We start from the raw sequence: 20,555 nt of genomic DNA, 5'->3' as shown, positions 1-20,555 counted from the left end.
ACCGGAGATACCTGATGAAAGTCTTGTTCATGTGCACCCACAACAGCTGCCGCAGCATCCTGTCCGAGGCGCTGTTCAATCACCGGGCCCCCGAGGGTATGGAAGCTGTGAGCTCGGGCAGCTTCCCAAGCGGCAAGGTCAATGAGCGGGCACTGAAAACCTTGGAAGCCGCCGGTATCCCCACCGCTGGTCTTTCAAGCAAGGCCTCGGATGCCTTCGAGAGCTCTCCTCCCGACATCGTTGTCACCGTGTGCGACCGCGCTGCCGGCGAAGCCTGCCCGATCTTCTTCGGTCCATCGCTCAAAGCCCACTGGGGCCTGGCCGACCCTTCGGCGGTCATCGGGAGTGAGGCCGAAATCGAAGAAGCCTTCCAGGCCACACTTGCGAAGATCGATGAGCGCGTGCGCGCCTTCATTGCGCTGCCTCTCTCGCAACTGAGCGAGGACGAACTGAAAGCCGAACTTGCCCGTATTGGCGCCCTGTAGGCCCTGGATCAATGGAGACCGAAATGAACGACCACCTGCCAAATGTCCAACCAGAACTGATTGATTTGCCGTCGCTGGAGCGGCTGGCGCCGAAGGATCCTTCCACGCACAAACCGCGCATCCTGTTGCTGTACGGATCGACCCGCGAACGCTCATTCAGCCGCTTGATGGTTGAGGAAGCTGCGCGCCTGCTGGAAGAGTTCGGCGCCGAAACCCGTATCTTCGACCCTTCCGGCCTGCCGCTGCCGGATGACGCTCCGAACTCCCACGAGAAGGTGCTGGAACTCCGCGAGCTGATGCAATGGTCCGAAGGCCAGGTGTGGTGCTCGCCCGAGCGTCACGGCTCAATGAGTGCTGTCTTCAAGGCGCAGATCGATTGGGTACCGCTGGCCATGGGCGCCGTTCGCCCAACCCAGGGCAAGACCCTCGCGGTGATGCAGGTGTGTGGAGGCTCGCAGTCATTTAACGTGGTGAACCAACTGCGCGTGCTTGGCCGCTGGATGCGTATGTTTACCATCCCGAACCAGTCGTCGGTGCCGAAAGCCTTCCTGGAGTTCGATGAAGCCGGGCGCATGAAGCCGTCTTCTTTCTACGATCGACTGGTCGACGTAATGGAGGAACTGACCAAGTTCACGCTGCTGCTGCGTGATCGCCAGGATTATTTGGTAGACCGCTACTCCGAGCGCAAAGAGTCGGCGCAAGAACTATCCAAGAGAGTCAACATTAGGTCTATTTGAGGTCATGAGCATGTCGCACCCTTACTCATTGAAATCGTTGCCCCATGCTCCGGGTGTGCTGCTTTTGACGCCTTGTCCGGGCACCCCGCTCGACCCGTGAGCGTCACGGCTGTGGAGCGCACCGGGCATGCCCCTCTTGGCACCCTCCAACCCCGCCGCATGCCGGGCCACCCGCCAGCCGAACACAATCGCAGGCCCCAGGGTGGTACCTGGGCCAGGGTAGGTGCCGCGAAAGATCGAGGCCAGGTCATTACCGCAGGCGTATAGCCCCTCGATCACCTGGCCTTGGGTGTCCAGCACCTGGCCGTCGGCGTTGCCGCTCAAGCCTGCGCTGCAGGCGAGGTCGGCGGGTTGTACGGTGACGGCATAGTAAGGCCCCTCGCCCAGCGGGCGCACGCAGGGGTTGGGTGTTTGCTGTGGGTCGCCATTGTGACGGTTCATGGGGCTGCTGCCACGGTTGAATGCCGGGTCTTCACCGTGTGCGGCGGAGGCGTTGTAGGTGTTGACCGTGGTTGCGAGCCCCTCGGCATCGATCTTGAGCTTGCTGGCAAGCTCAGCCAGCGTGCTGGCTTTGACCAGATAGCCGGCCTTGACGAAGCTGGCGATGTTGGCGGCGGTGCGCAGCGGCATCACCAGGCCCAGGCCATAGCGGTGCAAGAAGGCTTCATCGCAGATCAGGTGGGCGGTGGGGCTGCCATCGGCGAGCATGCCCATGACGAAGTCGTGGTAGGAGTCCGACTCATTGACGAAGCGCAGGCCCCGGCGGTTGACTGCGATCAGCCCTGGCTTGGCACGGTCTAGCAGGATGTGTGGCCAGACGGCCTGGTAGCCGTCCTTGCTTGTGCGGATCGAGCAGGGCATCCATAGACCGGGGCTGTCATGGCCGTTGTCGAGCTGGGCGTTAGCCTTCAGCGCGCGATCGATGCCGTCGCCGGTATGGGTCAAGGGCGCCAGTGAAAGGGGTTGGGCCGCGGCCGGGAACAGTTGCTTGCGCAATGTCGGGTGGCGGGTCACGCCGCCGGTGGCCATCACCACGCCTCGGCGGGCGCGGATGCGCTGGGGCTGGCCATTGTGCAGCACCACAGCGCCCACCACCTTGCCGTTCTCCTGGATCAAGTCGTGCAAGGGCGTTTCAAAACGAATGGTAACGTTGCGCTGGCGCAGGCTGTAGAACAGGCGGGCAACCAAGGCGTTACCCATCACCAGGTTGGTGCCACGGGGGTGGCTCAGGCGGTCGATGCAATAGCGGCCGACAACGCTCAGGGTACGGCTCAGGTTTTTCAACGAGGCAAAGGGCGACAGCAGCGCGTCCAGGTCGGCGCGGGGCACCATCATGCCGCCCAGCCCCATGAACTCTGGGCGTGGAGGCCGTACGCGGGCGAAATCTTTCCCCAGTAGCCGGGCGTCGAACGCGAGCGGTGCCAGGGCGCGGCCACCGAACGCTGCTCCTGGGCCGCTGACATAGTCGGGGTGGGCGGCGGCGGCCACGAATTTGACTTCGCTGATGCGCTCCAACTCGTCAATTGCCTGCGGCCCGCTGGTCAGAAAGGCTTCGCGTAAGGCTTCACCACCGCGCTCACCGACCACCGCCTTAAGGAAGGTTGCAGCATCTGCCACGCTGTCCGGTACTCCGGCGCGCTGGCTCTGGGTGGTGCCGGGTACCCAGGTGGTACCGCCTGAGGTCGCACTGATGCCGCCCACGGCAGCGGTTTTTTCACACAGCAGCACGTCCAGCCCGTGGTGCTTGGCCATCAACGCGGTAGTCATGCCTGCGGTGCCTGCGCCGAACACCAACAGGTCGACTTCCTGGTCCCAGCGTGGGGGAAGGGGGGTGATGGTGCTCATCGTACGTTCTCCTGAGTGGTAAGGGCGAAGGGCTTGGAAGCAAACGACATGGGGGATCCCTCGAGGATCAAGGCCTGTAGGCCGGGCGTTATTCGTAGGCTGTGGCGCCAGCCAGGTGGCGCCCGGCGATATAGCCGAAGGTTGCGGCTGGCCCCAGGTTGATTCCGCCGGCCGGGTAGTGCCCGCCCATGATGCTGGCCATGTCGGACCCCGCTGAATAAAGGCCTGCGATCGGCTGCCCGTCAGTGTTGAGGACTTGCGCATGGGCATTGGTCTTGAGGCCTGCGAAGGTGCCGAAGCAGCCTGCCTCGACCTTCACCGCATAGAAAGGGCCCTGCTCGATTGGCGCGACGCAAGGATTTGGCGCGTGCTGCGCATCACCCTGCTTGCGGTTGTAGGGCGTAGTGCCGCGACCGAACTGGGGGTCTTCACCGTTGCGGGCGTGGCGGTTGTACTCGGTCACAGTCTGGCTCAGGCCCGCGGGGTCGATCCCGCACGCCAAGGCCAACGCCTCGATGGAGTGGCCAGTTTTCAGGTAACCCGAGCGGATGAATGGCTCAACGGGCAGTGGGAAAGGCCGGGAAACGCCCAGCCCATAACGCCGCTGAAACGCGCGGGTGCAGATCAACCAGGACGCGACCTCGGTGCCGGGTGCGGCCGCGACCATGGCGGCAACATAGTCATAGTAGCCATTGGCTTCGTTGACGAACCGTTGGCCGTTGGCGAGGACGCCGATGATGCCGGGCTTGCCGCGTTCGATGATATGCGGGAAGTGGCCGGCGCTACCGTCCTTGTAAGGTACTCGAGAAACGGGCGCCCAAGCGGCGGCACTGGCCAGGTCTTCAGCGACCTGGCCGCCGACGCTCTCGCCCAGGCGCAAACCATCGCCATTGACGCCCAGAGGCGGCAACGCCAGATGTTCATGGCCCGTTGGCGTGCGCGGGAACAGTGCCTTGCGTCGTTCGATGTCATTGGCAAAGCCACCTGCAGCCAGCACCACACCTTTGCGTGCCCGAATGGCGATACGGCCTTTTGCTGTTTCGACCACGGCGCCGACGACCCGGTCGTGTTCATGGATCAGATCAGTGGCCGGCGCTGACTCCCAGAGCTGTACGCCAAGGTCTTCGGCTGACTTGGCCAGGCGGGCGATCAAGGCGACGCCGTTGACGAGGTGCATGGCGCGCCCCTTGAGCGCAAGGTCGATCAAGTGTTTGCCGAAGCGTTGGGTCACGTGCAGCAGCGAACGCCAGGAGCGTGTCAGGGTGAGGAAGGCAGTCAGGTCACGGCCGGCCATGATCGGCATGCCCATGAACGAGGTTTCGCGCATCGTCTTGCGCAGCCGCTTTAGCAGTTTGCCTACCGCGTAGGCATTGTAAGGGGCGGCGATCACCGACCGACCGCCGGTGCCGGCGCCTGGCGTATCCCCGTGGATATCAGCAATTGCGTTACCGTCGGCGAATTGCAAAGCGGTATGGCGCTCAAAAAAGGAGACCATGTTGGGCGCTGCTTCGAGAAAGGCATCGATCATGGTCGGGTCGAAGTGGTCACCCAATTCATGTTCAAGGTAGGTGCGTGGCAGCGAGCGGTCCTCAATGATCCCGGCGCGCTGAGCCAACGGATTGCACGGCACCCACATCCAGCCACCCGACCAGGCGGTGGCACCGCCGAACACCTCATCCTTCTCGACCACGATCACCCGCTGACCATGCCACGCGGCGGTCACGGCTGCGCTAAGCCCGGCTGCACCAGAGCCGATGATCAGGACATCGCAGTCCACCGTGGTGTGCAGGGAAGTGTCGGTAAGCATCAAGAGGTCTCCTGGTGTAGTGGGCTTGGTCAGCGTCAATGATTTACAGCGGCTCAATGATTGCCTTGGCTGCCGCCAACGCCTCTCGGGCCCAAGCCTCTACCCCCACTTGCGCTACCCTGCGGTCATTCGGGATCTCGACACTGACCGGAACCGCGGCTGCCAGGCTGCGCCATATCCTGGCCAGATCGATGTCACCTTCCCCTGGTAGCAAACGCCCGCAGCGCGCCGCCTGGATCAGTCCCTCATGGGTGTCGGGGCGCATCGCAGGGCCGTCGCATATTTGTGCGTAGTGCAGCCACTGCGCTGGGATTCGCTGCAAATCCTCGAAGCGGCTGTCTGAACGATCAAAATGCAGGGCGTCTACCAGGATGCCGCCGTTGGCTCGATCGGCCTGTTCCACAATATGCAGAGCACTGGCCAGGTCATTGACGGCCGTCCACGGCATGAATTCGAGGTCTGCTGAGAGGCCGAAGGGTTGCATTGCGTCGCATAGCCGAGCGTAGTGCTCTACAAGTCGGCCTTGCTCCGGATCGTCGCCGGCTACCAGTACCGCCTTGGCCCCTAGCTGCGCACCAACCTCGAAAAACGGCAGGTAGCGTTGCAGATCGAATTGGGCATCGAGGCGTATCAATTCCAGATCGAAGACCTTCACGCCGGTGTCGTTCATCCGTGCGAGCGTTTCACGCAGCATGCGTGCGTCATCCATCAGTGGATAGGCGACGGCCCCTGGCGCGACGGGTAACAACCGCACGCCAGCCTGGTCATAGCCGGTGCGGGCAGCCAGTTCGATGATTTCGGGCGGGCTGAAATCGAGAGCGGTCAGTTGGGCGATGGAATAGCTAGCTTGCATGGCAGGTCTCCGGAGAGGGGGTTAAGCGCGCTGGAATTCAGTTGGCTGGGGTGGGAATCGCCGACGTTCTGTGCTGACGGCCTTTGACCCATAGCGCCGTGACCCCGAGCAAGGAAGGGATGGCGAGGAACAAGAAGACCTGGCTGAAATCCCATTGGGCAGCCAGCATGAGTGCGCCGATCCCGGCGCCGCTGATAGCGCCCAGGCGACCGATGCCGGTTGCCCAGCACACCCCGGTGGCACGGATCTGGGTTGGGTAGAAAGCGGCTGCCAACGCATAGCCACCGACGTTGACGCCATTGAGGAAGTAGCCCAGCAACAGGATCAGCGGGCAGAGAACCTGCATCGTCGGCTGCTGCAGCGCGATTAGCACCGCGCAGGCGCCACCGCAGAACACCGTAATGCCGACCACTTTATGGTGATCCCAGCGGTCCATCTTCATGCCGACGGTAAAGTTGCCCAGCATGCCGCCAATTTGCAGCAACGAGCCCAGCAGTGCCGCATCGCCCATGCTAAGACCGGCATCGCGGGTCAGCAGCGGCAGCCAGCTCGACAGCAAGTACATGGTCAGCAAGCCCATGAACAGCGTGATCCAGATCATGCAGGTACCGAGGCTATAACCGGACGCGAACAACGCGCTGACCTTGCCAGCCTGTTTGATCGACGCTTCGCTGATATGAAATCGGGTACGGGCGTTGGCCAAGCCAGGGGCAACTTTGTTGATCTCCTTGATCAGTCGTTCCTTCAACGCACTGTTCTGGGCCAAAAAGCGGATGGACTCCGGCAGGCTGAAAAGCAGCAGGAGCGCAAAGGCAATGGGCAGCACACCGCCGACCACCAATACCGATCGCCAGCCAAAATGGGCGATCAGCCACTCACTGCCCAGGCCACCCAGGGCCGCGCCAAAGGCGAAACCGCAGTAGATGAAAGAGACCATATGAGAGCGGTAACGCTTGGGTGCAAATTCGGAAATCAGTGTCGCGGTATTCGGCATTGATGCACCCAGACCGACCCCGGTCAGAAACCGCAGCACTGTCAGGCTGACGACCCCGGTGGCCCAGGCCGAAGCTAGGCTCCACAGGCCGAACAGCAGCACTGAACCGATGATGACAGGCCTGCGGCCAAAACGATCTGCCAACGATCCGGCAGTCAATGAGCCGAAGGCCAGCCCGAGCAGGCCGCTCATCATCACGGGCCCAAGGTCATGTCGCTGCAAGCCCCAGTCGTCGACCAGCGCGGGTGCTATGAAACCGATCGAGGTCGTATCGAACCCATCAAAGACAAGCACCATGAAGCCCAGAAACAGCACCAGCCATTGCCTGGCGCTCATTTTTCTAGCGTCCATGAAGGTGCTGACATCAAGGTTGGGAGAACTCGACATAGATGACTCCTGTTTTTGTTTTTATCAGAACGCCTTTCTGGCAGCGGCATCTTTTGCAGAACACCAGGCTTTCTCAGTGGGCGGTGATGACACTATCATAAATGGAAGGCCATTCCAAAAGTAAAAAGCATTCCATTTATGATTTTGATCGGCAGGAGTCAGCGCGCTTGGCTTGACGCATTCGACAGCAGGGCTTGAGGAGAGGAGGCGGCCACGTCGGACGACAGGCCGCGTTCGATCGGTGGTCCGATCAGCCGGTCTGATCGGTGATCCGGGAGGTCATCATCGACAGCTTGGGAAGACTGTCCAGACTGATTGCGGTGATTTCTTCGGCGGCCTCGAACAATGCCGCTTTGAGAGCCTGCATACGCTCTTGGGTCAAGCGAACGCTTGGGCCGGCTATGCTGATCACGCCGATGACGTGTCGCTGCGAATCGAGGATTGCGATAGCCATTGCCGCCGCGCCAATTTCAAAACTCTCGTCAACTGACGCATAGCCTTGATCACGTGCGAGCTGCAGGTGTTTAAGCAGCTGGTCGATCGTGGTCGCCGCGTTGGGCCCATATTCACCGGCTTTGGCCAGGCCTTGACGGTAAACCAGCTCCAGCGCGCGTTCGTCACTCAGACAGCTCAACCACGCAAGCCCCGACGCTGTACAGCAGAGTTTGGCTTCGGCACCGGCATCAGGGTCGTAGCGAAGCCCGGAGCGCGTGCCTTGCGCCTTGGAGATCCACACCAGGTTGTCGCCATCGACAATGCTCAAACGCACCAGTTCGCCAGACACACGGGCAAGGCGTTCAAGGATCGGTTTGGCGAGGTCGACGATGTCGCTCTGGGACAGGTGCTTCAGTGCAAGCGATACCACCTTGAGGGCGAGAACATAATTACCGTGCTGAGGGTCTTGGCGCACAAAACCTTGTTCAACCAAGCAATTAAGCATGCGGTGAGTGGCGCTCGGCGGAATGTCCAAGGCTTCGGCAACTTGCTGAAGAGGCAGCCCGGTGCGTTTCCCGGCCAATAGCTCAATAGCGTGCAGGCCGCGTTCCAGCGCATTGCTCATAGTTGTTCCTTGATGTGTGAGAGATGAGCTCCCGTAGAAAATGCATTGAAGGCTACCCATGACGCGTTGCAAAAGAAAGGGATGCCTATATTGACGCCAGCGTACAGGGGCCGCCAATCAGGGGTTATGTGCACGCTGTTAAGGCCTCAGATGCTGAAAAACTTCCTGTAGCAGCCCAATTGCTCACTCAGCATGTAGCTGCCTGGATGCACAGGGTGCCCCAGCGCTTGCGCCTCGCTTAGCAGGCGAGTCTCAACGGGTTGCATGATGATGTCTGCCACCAGCGTTCTGGGGGCCAGGGCAGCCAGATCAACAGGAAGCGGGTCTTCATCCGAGAGCCCTAACGGCGTTGCGTTGATAACGATATCGGCTAGCCCGAGGTGCTGGCGCTGAGCGACCTCACATCGCCCCGGCCAATGTTGGTCCAGCCTGGAGAGCAGTGCATCGGCTTTGACGGTATCCGGTTCTTGCAGAGATAACTGGCCGATTCCTGCTTGCAGTAATGCGACAGCAATCGAACTTCCCGCACCCCCACCTCCGGCCAGTACGACACGCTTGCCGGCCAGCGCGTACCCCTTGCGCTGCAGGCCCAGGACAAACCCTGTCCCGTCGAAGTTGTCAGCTTCCCATACGCCTTGTTCGTTGCGCCGCAATGCGTTGGTGCTGCCGGAGACCTGGACGGCAAGGCTGACCTCATCGGCAAATTCGCGAGCGGCAAACTTGTGAGGAATGGTGATCAGCATGCCCGAGAAATTTTCCATCGCTTGTAGGCCGCGTATTACCGTCGCGAGCTGTTCAGGCCGGGCATGCACTGCAATCATCACCGCGTCCACAGCTTGCTCAGCGAATACCTTGTTGAGCAGCTGCGGGGCCTTCACTTGCTTTACCGGGTCACCTACGACCGCAAAGATTCGGGTATTGCCTGTAGGGCTGGGTATCAACAATTGGGACATTGAGTTCTCCGTGGGTATGCGCGCCTGCGTTGCAGCACAAACCTATCACACGGATATCGGAATATCATTCCATTTAAGAAATAGATTCCTTTTGGGTGGGCAAATGTGGATAGCGAAGAGTGCCAGGCAATGCCGGGGTCGCATTGCCTGAGCGCGATCTGTCAGATCTGCATTGCCATCCCGTCCACATTCATCGCCGCCTGGCGCAAGGCCTCGGAGCGGGTCGGGTGTGGGTGGCAGGTGAGGGCGATGTCTTCTGCCGAAGCCGAAAACTCCATGGCTACGCAGAACTCGCCGATCATTTCGCTAACGCTCGGGCCCACCAGGTGCACGCCCAGTACTTCATCGGTGTTGGCATCGGCAATGACCTTGGCGAAGCCTTCGGTCTCGTGGTTGATCTTGGCGCGGCTGTTGGCGCTGAAGGGGAACTTGCCGACCTTGTAGGCGCGCCCTTCGGCCTTGAGCTGTTCTTCGGTCTTGCCCACACTGGCCAGTTCCGGGCGGGTATAGATGACGCCGGGGATGAGGTTGTAGTTGACCTCATGGGCCTTGCCGGCGATGCGCTCGATGCACGATACCGCTTCATCTTCGGCCTTGTGCGCGAGCATTGGGCCAGAGGTGACATCGCCGACCACCCAGATGCCGGGCACCGCACTGCGGTGGTGGTCATTGCTCAGCATGCCGCGCTTGTCGGTCGAAAGGCCCACGCTTTCCAGGTTCAGGCCCTGGGTGTACGGGCGGCGGCCGATGGCCACCAGCACATAGTCGGCTTGCAGGGTTTGTGCTTCGCCACCGGCGGCGGGCTCCAGGGTCAGGCTGACGCCATCGGCCGACGGCGTGGCTTGTGTCACCTTGCTGCCGAGCTTGAAGCTCATGCCTTGCTTGGCCAGGGCCTTTTGCAGGGTCTTGGCGGTTTCTTCATCGGTGCCCGGGCAGATGCGGTCGAGGTATTCGATGACGGTGACCTGGCTGCCCAGGCGGCGCCAGACCGAACCCAGCTCCAGGCCGATCACGCCGGCGCCGATGACGATCAGGTGCTTGGGAACCTGGGGCAGGGACAGTGCACCGGTCGAGTCGATGATGCGTTGGTTGTCGATGGTCACGCCTGGCAGGGGTGTGGGTTCTGAGCCGGTGGCAATGACAATGTCCTTGGCCTGCAGCGTGGTTTCGCTGCCGTCTTCGGCCTTGACCACGACCTTGCCAACGCCATCCAGCCGGCCCCAGCCCTTGACCCAGTCAACCTTGTTCTTACGGAACAGGTACTCGATGCCCTTGGTCAGGCCGGTCACGCTCTCGTCCTTCTGTTTCATCATCTGGGCGAGGTTCAAGGTCGGCTTCACTTCGATGCCGAGGTGGGCGAATTCATCGCCGCTGGCGGCCTCGTACAGCTCGGATGCATGCAGCAGCGCCTTGGATGGCATGCAGCCAACATTGAGGCAGGTGCCGCCCAGGGTCGAGCGGCCTTCTACACAGGCAACACTCAGGCCCAGTTGGCCTGCACGGATTGCCGCGTTATAGCCGCCAGGGCCACCGCCGATGATCACCACGTCATAGGATTTCATGGGTTCCACTCCAGGATGAAGAAGCGCGAGAGGGGCACAAGGTTAGTCTGTGTGCTTAGAATTGTATACAATCTGCGTGTTTTTCATGTCGGTTGGTTCTAGACCATCGTCGCGTTTAGCCCAAAATCTGCAGCTATGAACTACCCTGATTCCGTGGCGTCCGAATTTATGAGGCGTGGCGCCCCGTTACCTGAAGGGAGGGTCATTGATGCTTGCGCAACTTCCACCTGCGTTGCAGAGCCTGCATTTACCTTTGCGTCTGAAGTTGTGGGACGGCAACGAGTTCGATCTTGGGCCGAGCCCGCAAGTGACGATCCTGATCAAGGAGCCTCAGCTGATCAGCCAGTTCACCCACCCAAGCCTTAACGAGCTGGGTGAGGCCTTCGTTGAAGGCAAGCTGGAGCTCGAGGGCGATATCGGCGAGGTTATTCGCGTGTGCGACGTACTCAGCGAGGCCCTGCTGAGTGACGATGACGACACGACGCCACAGCGTATTGCCCATGACAAGGACACCGACGCCGAAGCCATTTCCTATCACTATGACCTGTCCAATGCGTTCTACCAGTTGTGGTTGGACCCGGACATGGTCTACTCCTGTGGTTACTTCCGTGAGCCGGACAACACGCTGGCCCAGGCCCAACAGGACAAGTTCGACCACCTGTGCCGCAAGCTGCGCCTGCAGGCGGGTGACTACCTGCTGGATGTGGGCTGTGGCTGGGGCGGCCTGTCACGCTTTGCCGCACGTGAGTATGGGGCCAAGGTATTCGGTATTACCTTGAGCAAGGAGCAGCTCAAGCTGGCCCGTGAGCGGGTGAAGGAAGAGGGACTGGCCGGGCAGGTCGACCTGCAGATTCTCGACTACCGAGACCTGCCTCAGGATGGCCGTTTCGACAAGGTGGTCAGTGTCGGCATGTTCGAACATGTCGGGCATGCCAACCTGCCTTTGTATTGCCAGAAGCTGTTCGGTGCGGTGCGTGAAGGTGGCCTGGTCATGAACCACGGCATCACCGCCAAGCATGTGGATGGGCGACCGGTAGGGCGGGGGGCGGGGGAGTTCATCGACCGTTATGTCTTCCCCCATGGCGAGCTGCCGCATCTGTCGATGATCAGCGCCAGCATTTGTGAGGCGGGGCTTGAGGTCGTCGATGTAGAAAGCCTGCGCCTGCATTACGCCAAGACCTTGCACCACTGGAGTGAGAACCTGGAAAACCAGCTGCATCGTGCGGCGGCCATGGTGCCGGAAAAGACCCTGCGCATCTGGCGGCTGTACCTGGCCGGTTGTGCCTACGCCTTCGAGAAGGGCTGGATCAACCTGCACCAGATATTGGCCGTGAAACCTTATGCCGATGGCCGCCATGACCTGCCATGGACCCGTGAGGATTTGTACCGCTAGGCTGAGTGTTTCACGTTCGACCACACATGCCAGGGGCCGCTATGCGGCCCCTGGTTATTAGTGCCTGTTAAAGAATCGGCGAGATCAACCGAGCAATCCGCATCCCAAGTTGTTGCAGGCGATGGGTATCCAGGCTGTCCTCCGCAGTGATCTCCCGAGCCTGCTCGAAGTCGTTGGCCAACATGGTTTGCACCTGATCGGCAAATGCACGGTCCACCGTCAGCAAGGTAATCTCGAAGTTCAGGCGGAACGAACGGTTGTCCAGGTTGGCACTGCCGATCGCGCTCACATCGTCATCCACCAGCACCACCTTCTGATGCAGAAAGCCTGGCTGGTAGCGGAACATGCGCACACCGGCACGTACCGCTTCGAAGGCAAACAGGCTGGAGGCGGCATAGACGATCCGGTGGTCGGGCCGTGACGGAATCAGGATGCGAACATCCACCCCCCGCAGCACCGCCAAGCGCAAGGCGGCGAACACTGCCTCATCGGGGATGAAGTAGGGGCTGGTGATCCACACCCGACGCGTAGCCGAATGGATCGCTTCAAGGAAGAACAGCGAGCAGGTTTCCTGCGGGTCCGCTGGCCCGCTGGCAAGCGCCTGGCACAGTACGCCGTTCTCCGGGTAGGTGTCGGGCAGGATCAACGGTGGCAGTTGGCGGGTTGCCCAGTACCAGTCCTCGGCGAACGACTCCTGCAAGCAGGCCAGCACGGGCCCACCGATTTGCACGTGGGTATCTCGCCAAGGCGACAGTTGCGGATGCGCACCCAGGTACTCATCACCCACATTGTGCCCGCCAATGAAACCGACCAGGCCATCCACCACCACGATCTTGCGGTGGTTACGGAAGTTCACCTGAAAGCGGTTGAACCATCCACGGCGCGTGGCAAAGGCATGAATCTCCACACCACCCGCTCGCAGCACCTGGCTATAGCTTGCCGGCAAAGCATGGCTGCCGACCCGGTCGAAGAGGACGAACACTTTCACCCCTTCGGCCGCTTTGCGCAGCAGCAACTGCTGTAGCGCTTTGCCCAGGTTGTCGTCGTGAATGATGAAAAACTGTACCAGCACCACTTCGCGGGCTTGATTGATTGCGGCGAAGATGGCATCGAACGTCGCTTTGCCATCGATCAACAGCTTTACCTGGTTGTTCGCCAGGCAGGGCATGCGACCGAGCTTTGGCATGGCACGCAGCGCAGCATAGCTTTCGGACTCGCGGGCGGTGAGCGCCTCTTCTACCCAGGGGCGCCAGTTGAGGTTGGCCATGGCCACGTGCATTTCCTGGTTGGCCTGGCGCCGTGCCTTGATGTAGGCATAGAAAGAGCGGGCGCCGAAGATCAGGTAGGGGATCAAGGTCAGGTAGGGAATGAAGACCAGTGGCATGGCCCAGGCAATCGCACCTTGGGCGGTACGCACGGTGAACACTGCATGCAGTGCGGCGATGATGCCCAACAGGTGAATCAGGCCGAGCACATAACCGAAGAAGTAGGGGCTGTGGTAATCCATATGCATCCTGCTTGCCGAGTACACTGTGGGTAACAGAACACGTTCCCGGTCCGGCTTGCAACCTGCAGGTGGATTTGGCGTCTAAGGCTCAGCCCGGCCCGTTGGCCGGTTTATTCCAGGAGCGTTTGCCCATGAAGATTCGTCTGCCACTGTTGGCGTTGGCCCTTGGCCTGAGCAGCCCGTTGGTGCATGCACAGATGTTGCAGCCCGGCTTGTGGGAGCTGACCACCAGCAACATGCAGGTCGATGGCAAGCCGTTACCCGACATGGCGTTCATGCTCGGCCAATTGAAGAACCTGCCGCCGGAGCAGCGCGCCATGATGGAGGGCGTGTTGGCCAAGCAAGGGGTGACAGTGGGGGGTAATGGGGTGCGCTCGTGCCTGACGCCAGAGCAGGTGGCAACCAATGATATTCCGCTGCAAGACCCTAAGTCGGGCTGCACGCAGCAGATTACCGACCGCACTGGCAACGTATGGAAGTTCCAGTTCAGTTGCCCCAAGGCCCAGGGCACTGGCCAGGCTACCTTTCTGAGTGACAGAGAGTTCACCACCCAGGTCAGCGGTACGTTCAATGCGTCGGGTGTGCAGCAGCAAGGCAGCATGAACACCCGTGCGGTCTGGCTCGGCAATGACTGCGGGGCGGTCAAACCGCGTAGCTGATTTGCCACTGCCATTGGCTGGTGGCGACTGCGTCGTGGGCATGCAGGCTCTCTGCATGTTCCACGCGCAGCTTGAAGGCAGTGGCCCATTTCAATTGTCGTAACGACTGGTGCAACCGTCGTGCGGCGTCTTCGCAGAACATCAAGTTCTGTCCGTTGGCCAACGCGAACGCTTGTTCATCTGCGCGCTTGACCGCAGTTTGCACGGCAGTTCCCAGGCTGGCCTCCACACGGTTGATCAACTCGGTCACCGGCAGCTCCAGCACGTTGCTTTTCAAGCGCACGTGAATTTGCGCGCTACTGCGCTGACTATGGGGCGTCGCCACGATGCCCTGGCTGCTACCAAGCCACGCCATCACCCTGTCCTTATCCACCTGCTGCTCGGCAAAATCCGCCTGGAATTGTTGTTGAATCAGCTGCCTTGCAAGCGCAGCCGAACAAGGGCATGTGGATGAGTAGGGCACGGAAACAAATAGTTCCACGTGGAACATCTCACTTTCGATGCGTGCATCGAGAGTTACTGGATAGCTTTTCCAGCCTGCCAACGGGCTGACCAAGGCCGGCCGTTTAAGCAGGTGGTCGAAGGACAGGCGTAGGTAGGCCGCAGAGGAGAGCCCTTCATGGCTGTTCAGAAAATCAGCCAATAGCTGACGAATAACCAGCGCGGTGAGTGGCTGACCTTCCAGTGATTCAAGTGCCAGGTAAAGGCGCGACATGTGGATGCCGCGTGAGCTGCCGTCCACCAGGCTGACACCTGCGTCGACCTTGGCTGCGGCGATACGGCCCTCGAATTGCACTGGCAAGTCAATGCCACACATGCCCACCCAGTCCAGCGGTAAGGCGTGCTGCTGGGCTTGGCTGGCGATATCGGGAAGCTTGAGCTGGGTCATGGGTAATTCCAAATGAAAAGGCGATCAGCGGCAACCGCCGAGCAAGCTGCAGTGCAGGTTGAAGCGCTGCCCGCTGGAGCTGGAAACACGGTTCAAGGTGGTCCATCCGATGCGGCGGCTATAGCCCACCCACGCTTCGCCATCGCTTGCCAGGCCGGTGTAGAAGGTCAACGTGCCGTAGCGGCTGTTGGTTTGTGCCCACAAACGGCGGCTTTCGTAGTCGTACCCACGTAGATAAAACGTGCTGCCTTCGGTGCGCACGCTGTAGTAACTGCCCTTGCCGTCCTGGCAGGCCAACAGGGTTGCGCTGCGGGTGCACAGCGCCAACGGGTTGCCCTGTGGCATAGCCGACAGTACCGATGGCACAACCAGCAATAGCAATAACACCGCACGCAACGGCTTCATATTTCATCTCCGGGGCGCATTCATCCGACGAGAACAGCTTGGCGAAATTGTATTGTTACTTTATAACATTATGCAATGCATCGTTTCGAATGCCTTCGCCTGAAGAGGTTTCGCCATGTCCAACCGTCTCCCCGTTACCGTTCTGTCCGGCTTCCTTGGTGCCGGCAAGAGCACCCTGCTGAACCATGTGCTGCGTAACCGCGACAACCTGCGAGTCGCGGTGATCGTCAACGACATGAGTGAAATCAACATTGATGCCAGCGAGGTTCAGCGCAACGTCAGCCTCAACCGTGCTGAAGAAAAGCTGGTGGAGATGAGCAATGGGTGCATCTGTTGCACGCTGCGTGAAGACCTGCTCGAGGAGGTTGCGCGGTTGGCTGAGGAGGGGCGCTTCGATTACCTGCTGATCGAGTCCACCGGGATCTCGGAACCGTTGCCGGTGGCCGAGACGTTTACCTTTCGCGACGAGCAAGGCCGTAGCCTCTCCGACATGGCGCGCCTCGATACGATGGTCACCGTGGTCGATGGCCTGAACTTTCTTCGCGACTATCAGGCGGCAGACAGCCTGGCCAGCCGTGGCGAAACCCTGGGTGAGGACGATGAGCGTTCGATCAGCGACCTGCTGATCGAACAGGTCGAGTTCGCCGATGTGCTGCTGTTGAGCAAGATCGACCTGATCGGCCAGCACGAACGGGAAGAGCTGATCGCTATTCTGCGCAGCCTCAACGCCAGGGCGCAGATCGTGCCCATGGTCATGGGCGAGGTACCGCTGGCGCGTATCCTCGATACCGGCCTGTTCGACTTCGACCAAGCCGCGCAGGCGCCCGGCTGGTTGCAGGAGTTGCGCGGCGAGCACGTACCGGAAACCGAAGAATACGGCATCGCCGCCAGCACATGGCAGGCTCGGCGTCCGCTTCATCCACAGCGCTTTTTCGACTTTATCCACACCCCTTGGACCAACGGTAGGCTGCTGCGCTCGAAAGGTTTTTTCTGGTTGGCCAGCAAGTATCAAGAGGCCGGCAGCTGGTCGCAGGCAGGTGGCATGATGCGCTATGGCATGGCTGGCCGCTGGTGGCGATTCGTGCCGCGTGAACAGTGGCCACAGGATGTGGATAACACGGCGGCAATACTGAAAAACTGGGCCGTCGAGAGCGGTGACTGCCGCCAGGAGCTGGTGTTCATCGGGCAGAATATTGACTTCGAAAAGTTATCCACAGAGCTGCAATCATGCCTGTTGACGGATGAAGAAATGGGCCTGGGGCCGATGGGCTGGCTGCGCTTGCCAGATCCGTTCGGTCCTTGGCACGAGGAGGCGGCAGCATGATCGTCGCACACAAGCCTGTGGATATCTTTCAGGTGTCGGGTGACTCGCCGCAAGTACTGACCGAAGTTCTGCAGGACAATGTGAACCTGGCGGTATGGCGTCGGCGCATGCCGGCTCAACTGGAGGATTTCGCCCAGCTGGTCGTCAGCCTTGATCAACCCCTGGCTGACCAGCGGGTAGTCGATGTGGACGAACAGCAGGCACCGGCGTTACCGGGCTTGTTGCATGAAACCGCAGACTTGCAGGGTTATGAGAGCTTTGTCGCCGACGTGGCCTGGCTGGTGGCCGCCTATACCTGCCTGCTCGGCGCACGACGGTTGGGCTTGCGCCTGCGCGTGCTGGATGCACCGATGTGCCCGCGCTTTCATGTGGACCACGTGCCGCTGCGCTTGCTCACAAGCTACGCGGGGCCGGGCAGTGAATGGCTGCAGGAAGGGGCGATAGGCCGGCGTGAACTGCACCAGACAATGCCTGCTGTGGATCACATTCAACGGCTGCAGGCGGGCGATGTGGCCGTTCTCAAAGGCGAAAAATGGCAAGGCAATGAGGGCGCCGGGCTGGTGCATCGCTCGCCATCCGGGCACCAACGGCGCTTGCTGCTGAGCCTTGACTGGTTGGCGTGACGGCGCATAGTGAGGCCTACCTCCAGCCCGAAGTCATGCCATGTTGCAGAACATTCCTACCCACGTGATTGCCGGCCCACTGGGCGCCGGCAAGACCACATTGATCCGCCATTTGCTGGCGCAGCGCCCGCCTGACGAACGTTGGGCCGTGTTGATCAACGAATTTGGCCTGGTGGGGCTCGACGCTGCGCTACTCAGCCGCGATGAAGACGGCATTGCCATCGGCGAGGTCGCAGGGGGCTGCCTGTGCTGTGTCAACGGCATGCCGTTTCAGGTTGGCTTGGGCCGGTTGCTGCGCAAGTCTCGGCCTGATCGGCTGTTCATCGAGCCCTCCGGCCTCGGCCATCCCTTGCAGCTACTCGCCCAACTCAAGCAGGCCCCTTGGGCAGGAGTGCTGACAATCCAGCCGCTTTTGATGGTTGTGGACGCACAGAAAATGGCACGGGGAGAGGCCCTGCCTGAGGCTCAACTGCAGGCTTTTGATGCTGCCAAGGCTGTGGTTTTCAACAAATCAGAGGCTGTGGATGAATATCATAGGTTGTTGATAAATAAGAAATTTAATGAAAAAGATATCCTTTGGGCCTGCCACGGAAACCTGCCACTTTCGGTGCTTCCCGTTTCATCCACAGGGGCTATTTCCACTGAATATGTGGATAACAGGATTGTCGACAATCTTGGAAATACCCCCGCAGCCCTATGGAATAGGCCCGATGAGCCTATCTGCCTGGTGCAACAAGGTGAGGGGGGCTGGAGTATTGGCTGGCGCTGGCATCCGAGTCGACAGTTTTATCCACAGCGGATTCGGGCGTTTTTACACGGCTGGCCATGGCTCCGCGCCAAGGGAGTTATCCACACTGCGCAAGGCTGGCAATCATTCAATGGGCTTGAGGGCGTGCTGCCGGACTGGCAGCCGAGCGACTGGCGCAGAGATACGCGCATCGAGCTGATTTTTGCTCAAGCTCAACCGCAACCGGCTCTGCAGGCCGGTTTGAGGGAATGCCTTGGCGTCTGATCAGTTGCGCCAGCGGTTATGCTCTTGGCGCCACTGCTGCATCTCGATGACATTGTCGGTGCGTGGCGGCGTCTTGATCTCGAACGGGTAGGGCGCCAGTTCGATCTGCACGCTGTGGGCACCGAACTGGGTCACCGTGCCTGGGTGGCGTTGCTCGCCGGTGACGGTGAACTCGAAGGCGTAGATCCGCGCCAGGCGCTTCTTGCCGTTGGCATCACGAACAAAGCCGAGGCGCTTGAGGGCGACGGCATCGTCCAGCAATTCGAGGTCGAGCTTGGCGCAATGCTGCTTGACCCGCTCCAAGGCTTTTTCGCGCAGCCCATGGTTATGCCACAACCAGGCGCCTGCCGTGGCTACCAGCATCAGGACGAAGACATTCTCCAGGGTCAACATTTGCATATGCTCCAAACAGGTCGAACCAGCTTAACTGCGTCCCTGGCCTGTCGTACAGGTGGCAATCGAGTTCATACTGCGCTGCGCACAATCCTTGAAACAGCTTTGGAAATCTCCCGCATGAAACGTACCCCGCACCTGCTCGCCATTCAGTCCCACGTGGTGTTCGGCCACGCCGGCAACAGCGCCGCGGTGTTTCCCATGCAGCGTATCGGGGTCAATGTCTGGCCGCTCAATACCGTGCAGTTCTCCAATCATACTCAGTATGGCCAGTGGGCTGGCGAAGTGCTTGCTCCCGCGCAAATTCCTGCGTTGGTGGAAGGTATTTCCAACATCGGCGAACTGGGCCACTGCGATGCGGTGCTGTCTGGCTACCTGGGCAGTGCTGAACAAGGGCGGGCGATCCTGGCTGGTGTCGAACGCATCAAGGCGGTGAACCCCAAGGCGTTGTACCTGTGCGACCCGGTCATGGGCCACGCTGAGAAAGGCTGCATCGTGCCGCAGGAGGTCAGCGAGTTTCTGCTGGAGGAGGCGGCCGCCAAGGCGGACATCCTTTGCCCTAACCAGTTGGAGCTGGACAGCTTCTGTGGCCGCCGCGCACAGTCGCTGGAAGATTGCGTGCAGATGGCGCGCAGCCTGCTCGCGCGTGGGCCGCAGGTCGTCGTGGTCAAGCACCTGGCCTACCCGGGGCGCGCCGAAGACCAGTTCGAGATGCTGCTGGTGACGGCCGAGCAAAGCTGGCACCTGCGTCGCCCGCTGCTGGCATTTCCGCGTCAACCGGTGGGGGTGGGCGACCTGACTTCGGGCCTGTTTCTGGCCCGTGTGTTGCTGGGGGACAACTGGCTGCAGGCGTTCGAGTACGCTGGCGCTGCGGTACATGAAGTACTGCTCGAAACCCAGGCCAGCGCCACCTACGAGTTGCAGCTGGTGCGGGCCCAGGATCGCATCGCCCACCCGCGCGTGCGCTTCGAGGCGCAGCGCCTGGCGTACTAGTTGGCGTCGGTTTTCAGGTCCTGGTAGCGCTTTTCCAGCTCTTGGCGGATCTGCCGGCGCTGCTGGCCCTGTAGGAACCGGCGCTTTTCCTCGCTGCTGTGGGGCTGGCGCGGCGGCACCGCTACCGGGCGGCGGCTGTCGTCGACTGCCACCATGGTGAAGAAGCAGCTGTTGGAGTGACGCACGGAGCGTTCGCGAATGTTCTCGGTCACCACCTTGATGCCCACCTCCATCGAGGTGTTGCCGGTGTAGTTGACCGACGCAAGGAATGTCACCAGTTCGCCGACGTGCACGGGTTCGCGGAAAATCACCTGGTCGACCGACAAGGTCACCACGTAGCTGCCGGCGTAACGGCTGGCGCAGGCATAGGCCACTTCATCCAGGTACTTGAGCAGGGTGCCGCCGTGCACGTTACCGGAGAAGTTGGCCATGTCCGGGGTCATCAGGACGGTCATGCTCAGCTGGGCGTTTCCAGGTTCCATAGTGTGCTCACGGTGTGGTTGCGCTGAATCGGGGCGGGTATCTGCTGACACTTCTGTTTCCCCTCTTTGAGTTTGCCTTCCTGGTACGGGACGTTGGCTGACGCTCCGTCGTCACGCTGATCACGCCATCGGCAGCGCTTAACCTGCCGATCTGTTTCTACATATTGCACCGACGTTAAGCGGCGGGGTGCG

20 protein-coding genes are annotated in these 20,555 nt (G+C 60.7%); 8 read left to right on the top strand and 12 right to left on the bottom strand.

Annotated elements, in window-relative coordinates; translation table 11 throughout:
• Positions 1-14: 14 nt before the first annotated feature.
• Both PC358_RS21330 and arsH read left to right on the top strand, forming a co-directional pair.
• Positions 15-485 (top strand): arsenate reductase ArsC, encoded by a 471-nt coding sequence (locus tag PC358_RS21330; protein WP_033702427.1) that lies wholly within the window; start codon positions 15-17, stop codon positions 483-485.
• A 23-nt stretch (positions 486-508) separates the two neighbouring features.
• The gene (arsH, locus tag PC358_RS21325) at positions 509-1,222 is read left to right on the top strand and encodes an arsenical resistance protein ArsH (RefSeq protein WP_033702426.1); all 714 of its coding nucleotides are present in this window, start codon (positions 509-511) and stop codon (positions 1,220-1,222) included.
• A gap of 21 nt (positions 1,223-1,243) precedes the next feature.
• On the opposite strand, the gene PC358_RS21320 is transcribed toward arsH, so the two are convergent.
• The 7 genes from PC358_RS21320 to lpdA all read right to left on the bottom strand — a co-directional run bounded on the left by PC358_RS21320 (position 1,244) and on the right by lpdA (position 10,683).
• Complete coding sequence (locus PC358_RS21320; protein ID WP_241380711.1) at positions 1,244-3,067, bottom strand: FAD-dependent oxidoreductase; 1,824 nt, start codon at positions 3,065-3,067, stop codon at positions 1,244-1,246.
• An 88-nt stretch (positions 3,068-3,155) separates the two neighbouring features.
• Positions 3,156-4,874 carry an FAD-dependent oxidoreductase gene (locus tag PC358_RS21315; RefSeq protein WP_033702425.1) on the bottom strand — a complete coding sequence of 573 codons (1,719 nt, stop codon included), beginning with the start codon at positions 4,872-4,874 and terminating at the stop codon, positions 3,156-3,158.
• A gap of 43 nt (positions 4,875-4,917) precedes the next feature.
• A complete protein-coding gene (locus tag PC358_RS21310) occupies positions 4,918-5,727 on the bottom strand; it encodes a sugar phosphate isomerase/epimerase family protein (RefSeq protein ID WP_033702424.1) in 810 nt (269 codons plus the stop codon).
• A 37-nt stretch (positions 5,728-5,764) separates the two neighbouring features.
• A complete protein-coding gene (locus PC358_RS21305) occupies positions 5,765-7,108 on the bottom strand; it encodes an MFS transporter (RefSeq protein ID WP_033702423.1) in 1,344 nt (447 codons plus the stop codon).
• Positions 7,109-7,358: 250 nt separating this feature from the next.
• Positions 7,359-8,168 carry an IclR family transcriptional regulator gene (locus PC358_RS21300; protein WP_033702422.1) on the bottom strand — a complete coding sequence of 270 codons (810 nt, stop codon included), beginning with the start codon at positions 8,166-8,168 and terminating at the stop codon, positions 7,359-7,361.
• Between the two features lie 146 nt (positions 8,169-8,314).
• Positions 8,315-9,121, bottom strand: a complete 807-nt coding sequence (locus PC358_RS21295) for a shikimate dehydrogenase family protein (RefSeq protein WP_156309985.1) — start codon at positions 9,119-9,121, stop codon at positions 8,315-8,317.
• Positions 9,122-9,282: 161 nt separating this feature from the next.
• A complete protein-coding gene (gene lpdA, locus PC358_RS21290; RefSeq protein WP_033702421.1) occupies positions 9,283-10,683 on the bottom strand; it encodes a dihydrolipoyl dehydrogenase in 1,401 nt (466 codons plus the stop codon).
• Positions 10,684-10,891: 208 nt separating this feature from the next.
• Between lpdA and cfaB the strand changes: the two genes are divergently transcribed.
• Positions 10,892-12,076: a C17 cyclopropane fatty acid synthase CfaB gene (gene cfaB / locus PC358_RS21285; RefSeq protein WP_033702420.1), complete on the top strand. Its 1,185-nt coding sequence runs from the start codon at positions 10,892-10,894 to the stop codon at positions 12,074-12,076.
• 67 nt (positions 12,077-12,143) lie between these two features.
• Here the strand turns inward: cfaB and cls are convergent, their stop codons facing one another.
• The gene (cls, locus tag PC358_RS21280; protein ID WP_033702419.1) at positions 12,144-13,583 is read right to left on the bottom strand and encodes a cardiolipin synthase; all 1,440 of its coding nucleotides are present in this window, start codon (positions 13,581-13,583) and stop codon (positions 12,144-12,146) included.
• A gap of 131 nt (positions 13,584-13,714) precedes the next feature.
• On the opposite strand from cls, the gene PC358_RS21275 reads away from it, so the two are divergent.
• Complete coding sequence (locus PC358_RS21275; RefSeq protein WP_033702418.1) at positions 13,715-14,242, top strand: DUF3617 domain-containing protein; 528 nt, start codon at positions 13,715-13,717, stop codon at positions 14,240-14,242.
• Here the strand turns inward: PC358_RS21275 and folE2 are convergent.
• Entirely contained in the window at positions 14,226-15,131 is a 906-nt protein-coding gene (gene folE2, locus PC358_RS21270) for a GTP cyclohydrolase FolE2 (RefSeq protein WP_033702417.1), read from the bottom strand. The two genes, PC358_RS21275 and folE2, sit on opposite strands and share 17 nt — an antisense overlap.
• A 24-nt stretch (positions 15,132-15,155) precedes the next feature.
• On the bottom strand, positions 15,156-15,536 hold the full coding sequence (locus PC358_RS21265; protein WP_033702416.1) for a hypothetical protein: 381 nt from the start codon (positions 15,534-15,536) through the stop codon (positions 15,156-15,158).
• 115 nt (positions 15,537-15,651) lie between these two features.
• Between PC358_RS21265 and zigA the strand changes: the two genes are divergently transcribed.
• From zigA to PC358_RS21250, 3 genes are read left to right on the top strand one after another with little or no spacing between them, the layout of a single operon-like run.
• On the top strand, positions 15,652-16,860 hold the full coding sequence (gene zigA, locus PC358_RS21260) for a zinc metallochaperone GTPase ZigA (RefSeq protein WP_033702415.1): 1,209 nt from the start codon (positions 15,652-15,654) through the stop codon (positions 16,858-16,860).
• Positions 16,857-17,483, top strand: coding sequence for a DUF1826 domain-containing protein (locus tag PC358_RS21255; RefSeq protein WP_033702414.1), 627 nt, complete (start codon positions 16,857-16,859; stop codon positions 17,481-17,483). Before zigA ends, PC358_RS21255 begins: the two co-directional genes overlap by 4 nt.
• Before the next feature lie 40 nt (positions 17,484-17,523).
• Positions 17,524-18,495 (top strand): CobW family GTP-binding protein, encoded by a 972-nt coding sequence (locus PC358_RS21250; protein ID WP_033702413.1) that lies wholly within the window; start codon positions 17,524-17,526, stop codon positions 18,493-18,495.
• Here PC358_RS21250 and PC358_RS21245 read toward each other — a convergent pair whose 3' ends face one another.
• Positions 18,496-18,888, bottom strand: a complete 393-nt coding sequence (locus PC358_RS21245) for a DUF3301 domain-containing protein (RefSeq protein ID WP_033702412.1) — start codon at positions 18,886-18,888, stop codon at positions 18,496-18,498.
• Between the two features lie 120 nt (positions 18,889-19,008).
• Between PC358_RS21245 and pdxY the strand changes: the two genes are divergently transcribed.
• A complete protein-coding gene (gene pdxY / locus PC358_RS21240) occupies positions 19,009-19,881 on the top strand; it encodes a pyridoxal kinase PdxY (RefSeq protein WP_033702411.1) in 873 nt (290 codons plus the stop codon).
• Here pdxY and PC358_RS21235 read toward each other — a convergent pair.
• Positions 19,878-20,363 (bottom strand): acyl-CoA thioesterase, encoded by a 486-nt coding sequence (locus PC358_RS21235; RefSeq protein WP_033702410.1) that lies wholly within the window; start codon positions 20,361-20,363, stop codon positions 19,878-19,880. The genes pdxY and PC358_RS21235 overlap by 4 nt on opposite strands.
• Positions 20,364-20,555 lie beyond the last annotated feature (192 nt).

Origin of the sequence: Pseudomonas capeferrum, from assembly GCF_000731675.1 — a bacterium.
GTDB lineage: Bacteria > Pseudomonadota > Gammaproteobacteria > Pseudomonadales > Pseudomonadaceae > Aquipseudomonas > Aquipseudomonas capeferrum.
This window is presented reverse-complemented; position numbering and strand designations above follow the sequence as displayed.

Coding starts and splice junctions, on each gene's coding strand:
- PC358_RS21330 (WP_033702427.1), top strand. CDS start 15: ATGAAAGTCTTGTTCATGTGCACCCACAACAGCTGCCGCAGCATCCTG.
- arsH (WP_033702426.1), top strand. CDS start 509: ATGAACGACCACCTGCCAAATGTCCAACCAGAACTGATTGATTTGCCG.
- PC358_RS21320 (WP_241380711.1), bottom strand. CDS start 3,067: ATGAGCACCATCACCCCCCTTCCCCCACGCTGGGACCAGGAAGTCGAC.
- PC358_RS21315 (WP_033702425.1), bottom strand. CDS start 4,874: ATGCTTACCGACACTTCCCTGCACACCACGGTGGACTGCGATGTCCTG.
- PC358_RS21310 (WP_033702424.1), bottom strand. CDS start 5,727: ATGCAAGCTAGCTATTCCATCGCCCAACTGACCGCTCTCGATTTCAGC.
- PC358_RS21305 (WP_033702423.1), bottom strand. CDS start 7,108: ATGTCGAGTTCTCCCAACCTTGATGTCAGCACCTTCATGGACGCTAGA.
- PC358_RS21300 (WP_033702422.1), bottom strand. CDS start 8,168: ATGAGCAATGCGCTGGAACGCGGCCTGCACGCTATTGAGCTATTGGCC.
- PC358_RS21295 (WP_156309985.1), bottom strand. CDS start 9,121: ATGTCCCAATTGTTGATACCCAGCCCTACAGGCAATACCCGAATCTTT.
- lpdA (WP_033702421.1), bottom strand. CDS start 10,683: ATGAAATCCTATGACGTGGTGATCATCGGCGGTGGCCCTGGCGGCTAT.
- cfaB (WP_033702420.1), top strand. CDS start 10,892: ATGCTTGCGCAACTTCCACCTGCGTTGCAGAGCCTGCATTTACCTTTG.
- cls (WP_033702419.1), bottom strand. CDS start 13,583: ATGGATTACCACAGCCCCTACTTCTTCGGTTATGTGCTCGGCCTGATT.
- PC358_RS21275 (WP_033702418.1), top strand. CDS start 13,715: ATGAAGATTCGTCTGCCACTGTTGGCGTTGGCCCTTGGCCTGAGCAGC.
- folE2 (WP_033702417.1), bottom strand. CDS start 15,131: ATGACCCAGCTCAAGCTTCCCGATATCGCCAGCCAAGCCCAGCAGCAC.
- PC358_RS21265 (WP_033702416.1), bottom strand. CDS start 15,536: ATGAAGCCGTTGCGTGCGGTGTTATTGCTATTGCTGGTTGTGCCATCG.
- zigA (WP_033702415.1), top strand. CDS start 15,652: ATGTCCAACCGTCTCCCCGTTACCGTTCTGTCCGGCTTCCTTGGTGCC.
- PC358_RS21255 (WP_033702414.1), top strand. CDS start 16,857: ATGATCGTCGCACACAAGCCTGTGGATATCTTTCAGGTGTCGGGTGAC.
- PC358_RS21250 (WP_033702413.1), top strand. CDS start 17,524: ATGTTGCAGAACATTCCTACCCACGTGATTGCCGGCCCACTGGGCGCC.
- PC358_RS21245 (WP_033702412.1), bottom strand. CDS start 18,888: ATGTTGACCCTGGAGAATGTCTTCGTCCTGATGCTGGTAGCCACGGCA.
- pdxY (WP_033702411.1), top strand. CDS start 19,009: ATGAAACGTACCCCGCACCTGCTCGCCATTCAGTCCCACGTGGTGTTC.
- PC358_RS21235 (WP_033702410.1), bottom strand. CDS start 20,363: ATGGAACCTGGAAACGCCCAGCTGAGCATGACCGTCCTGATGACCCCG.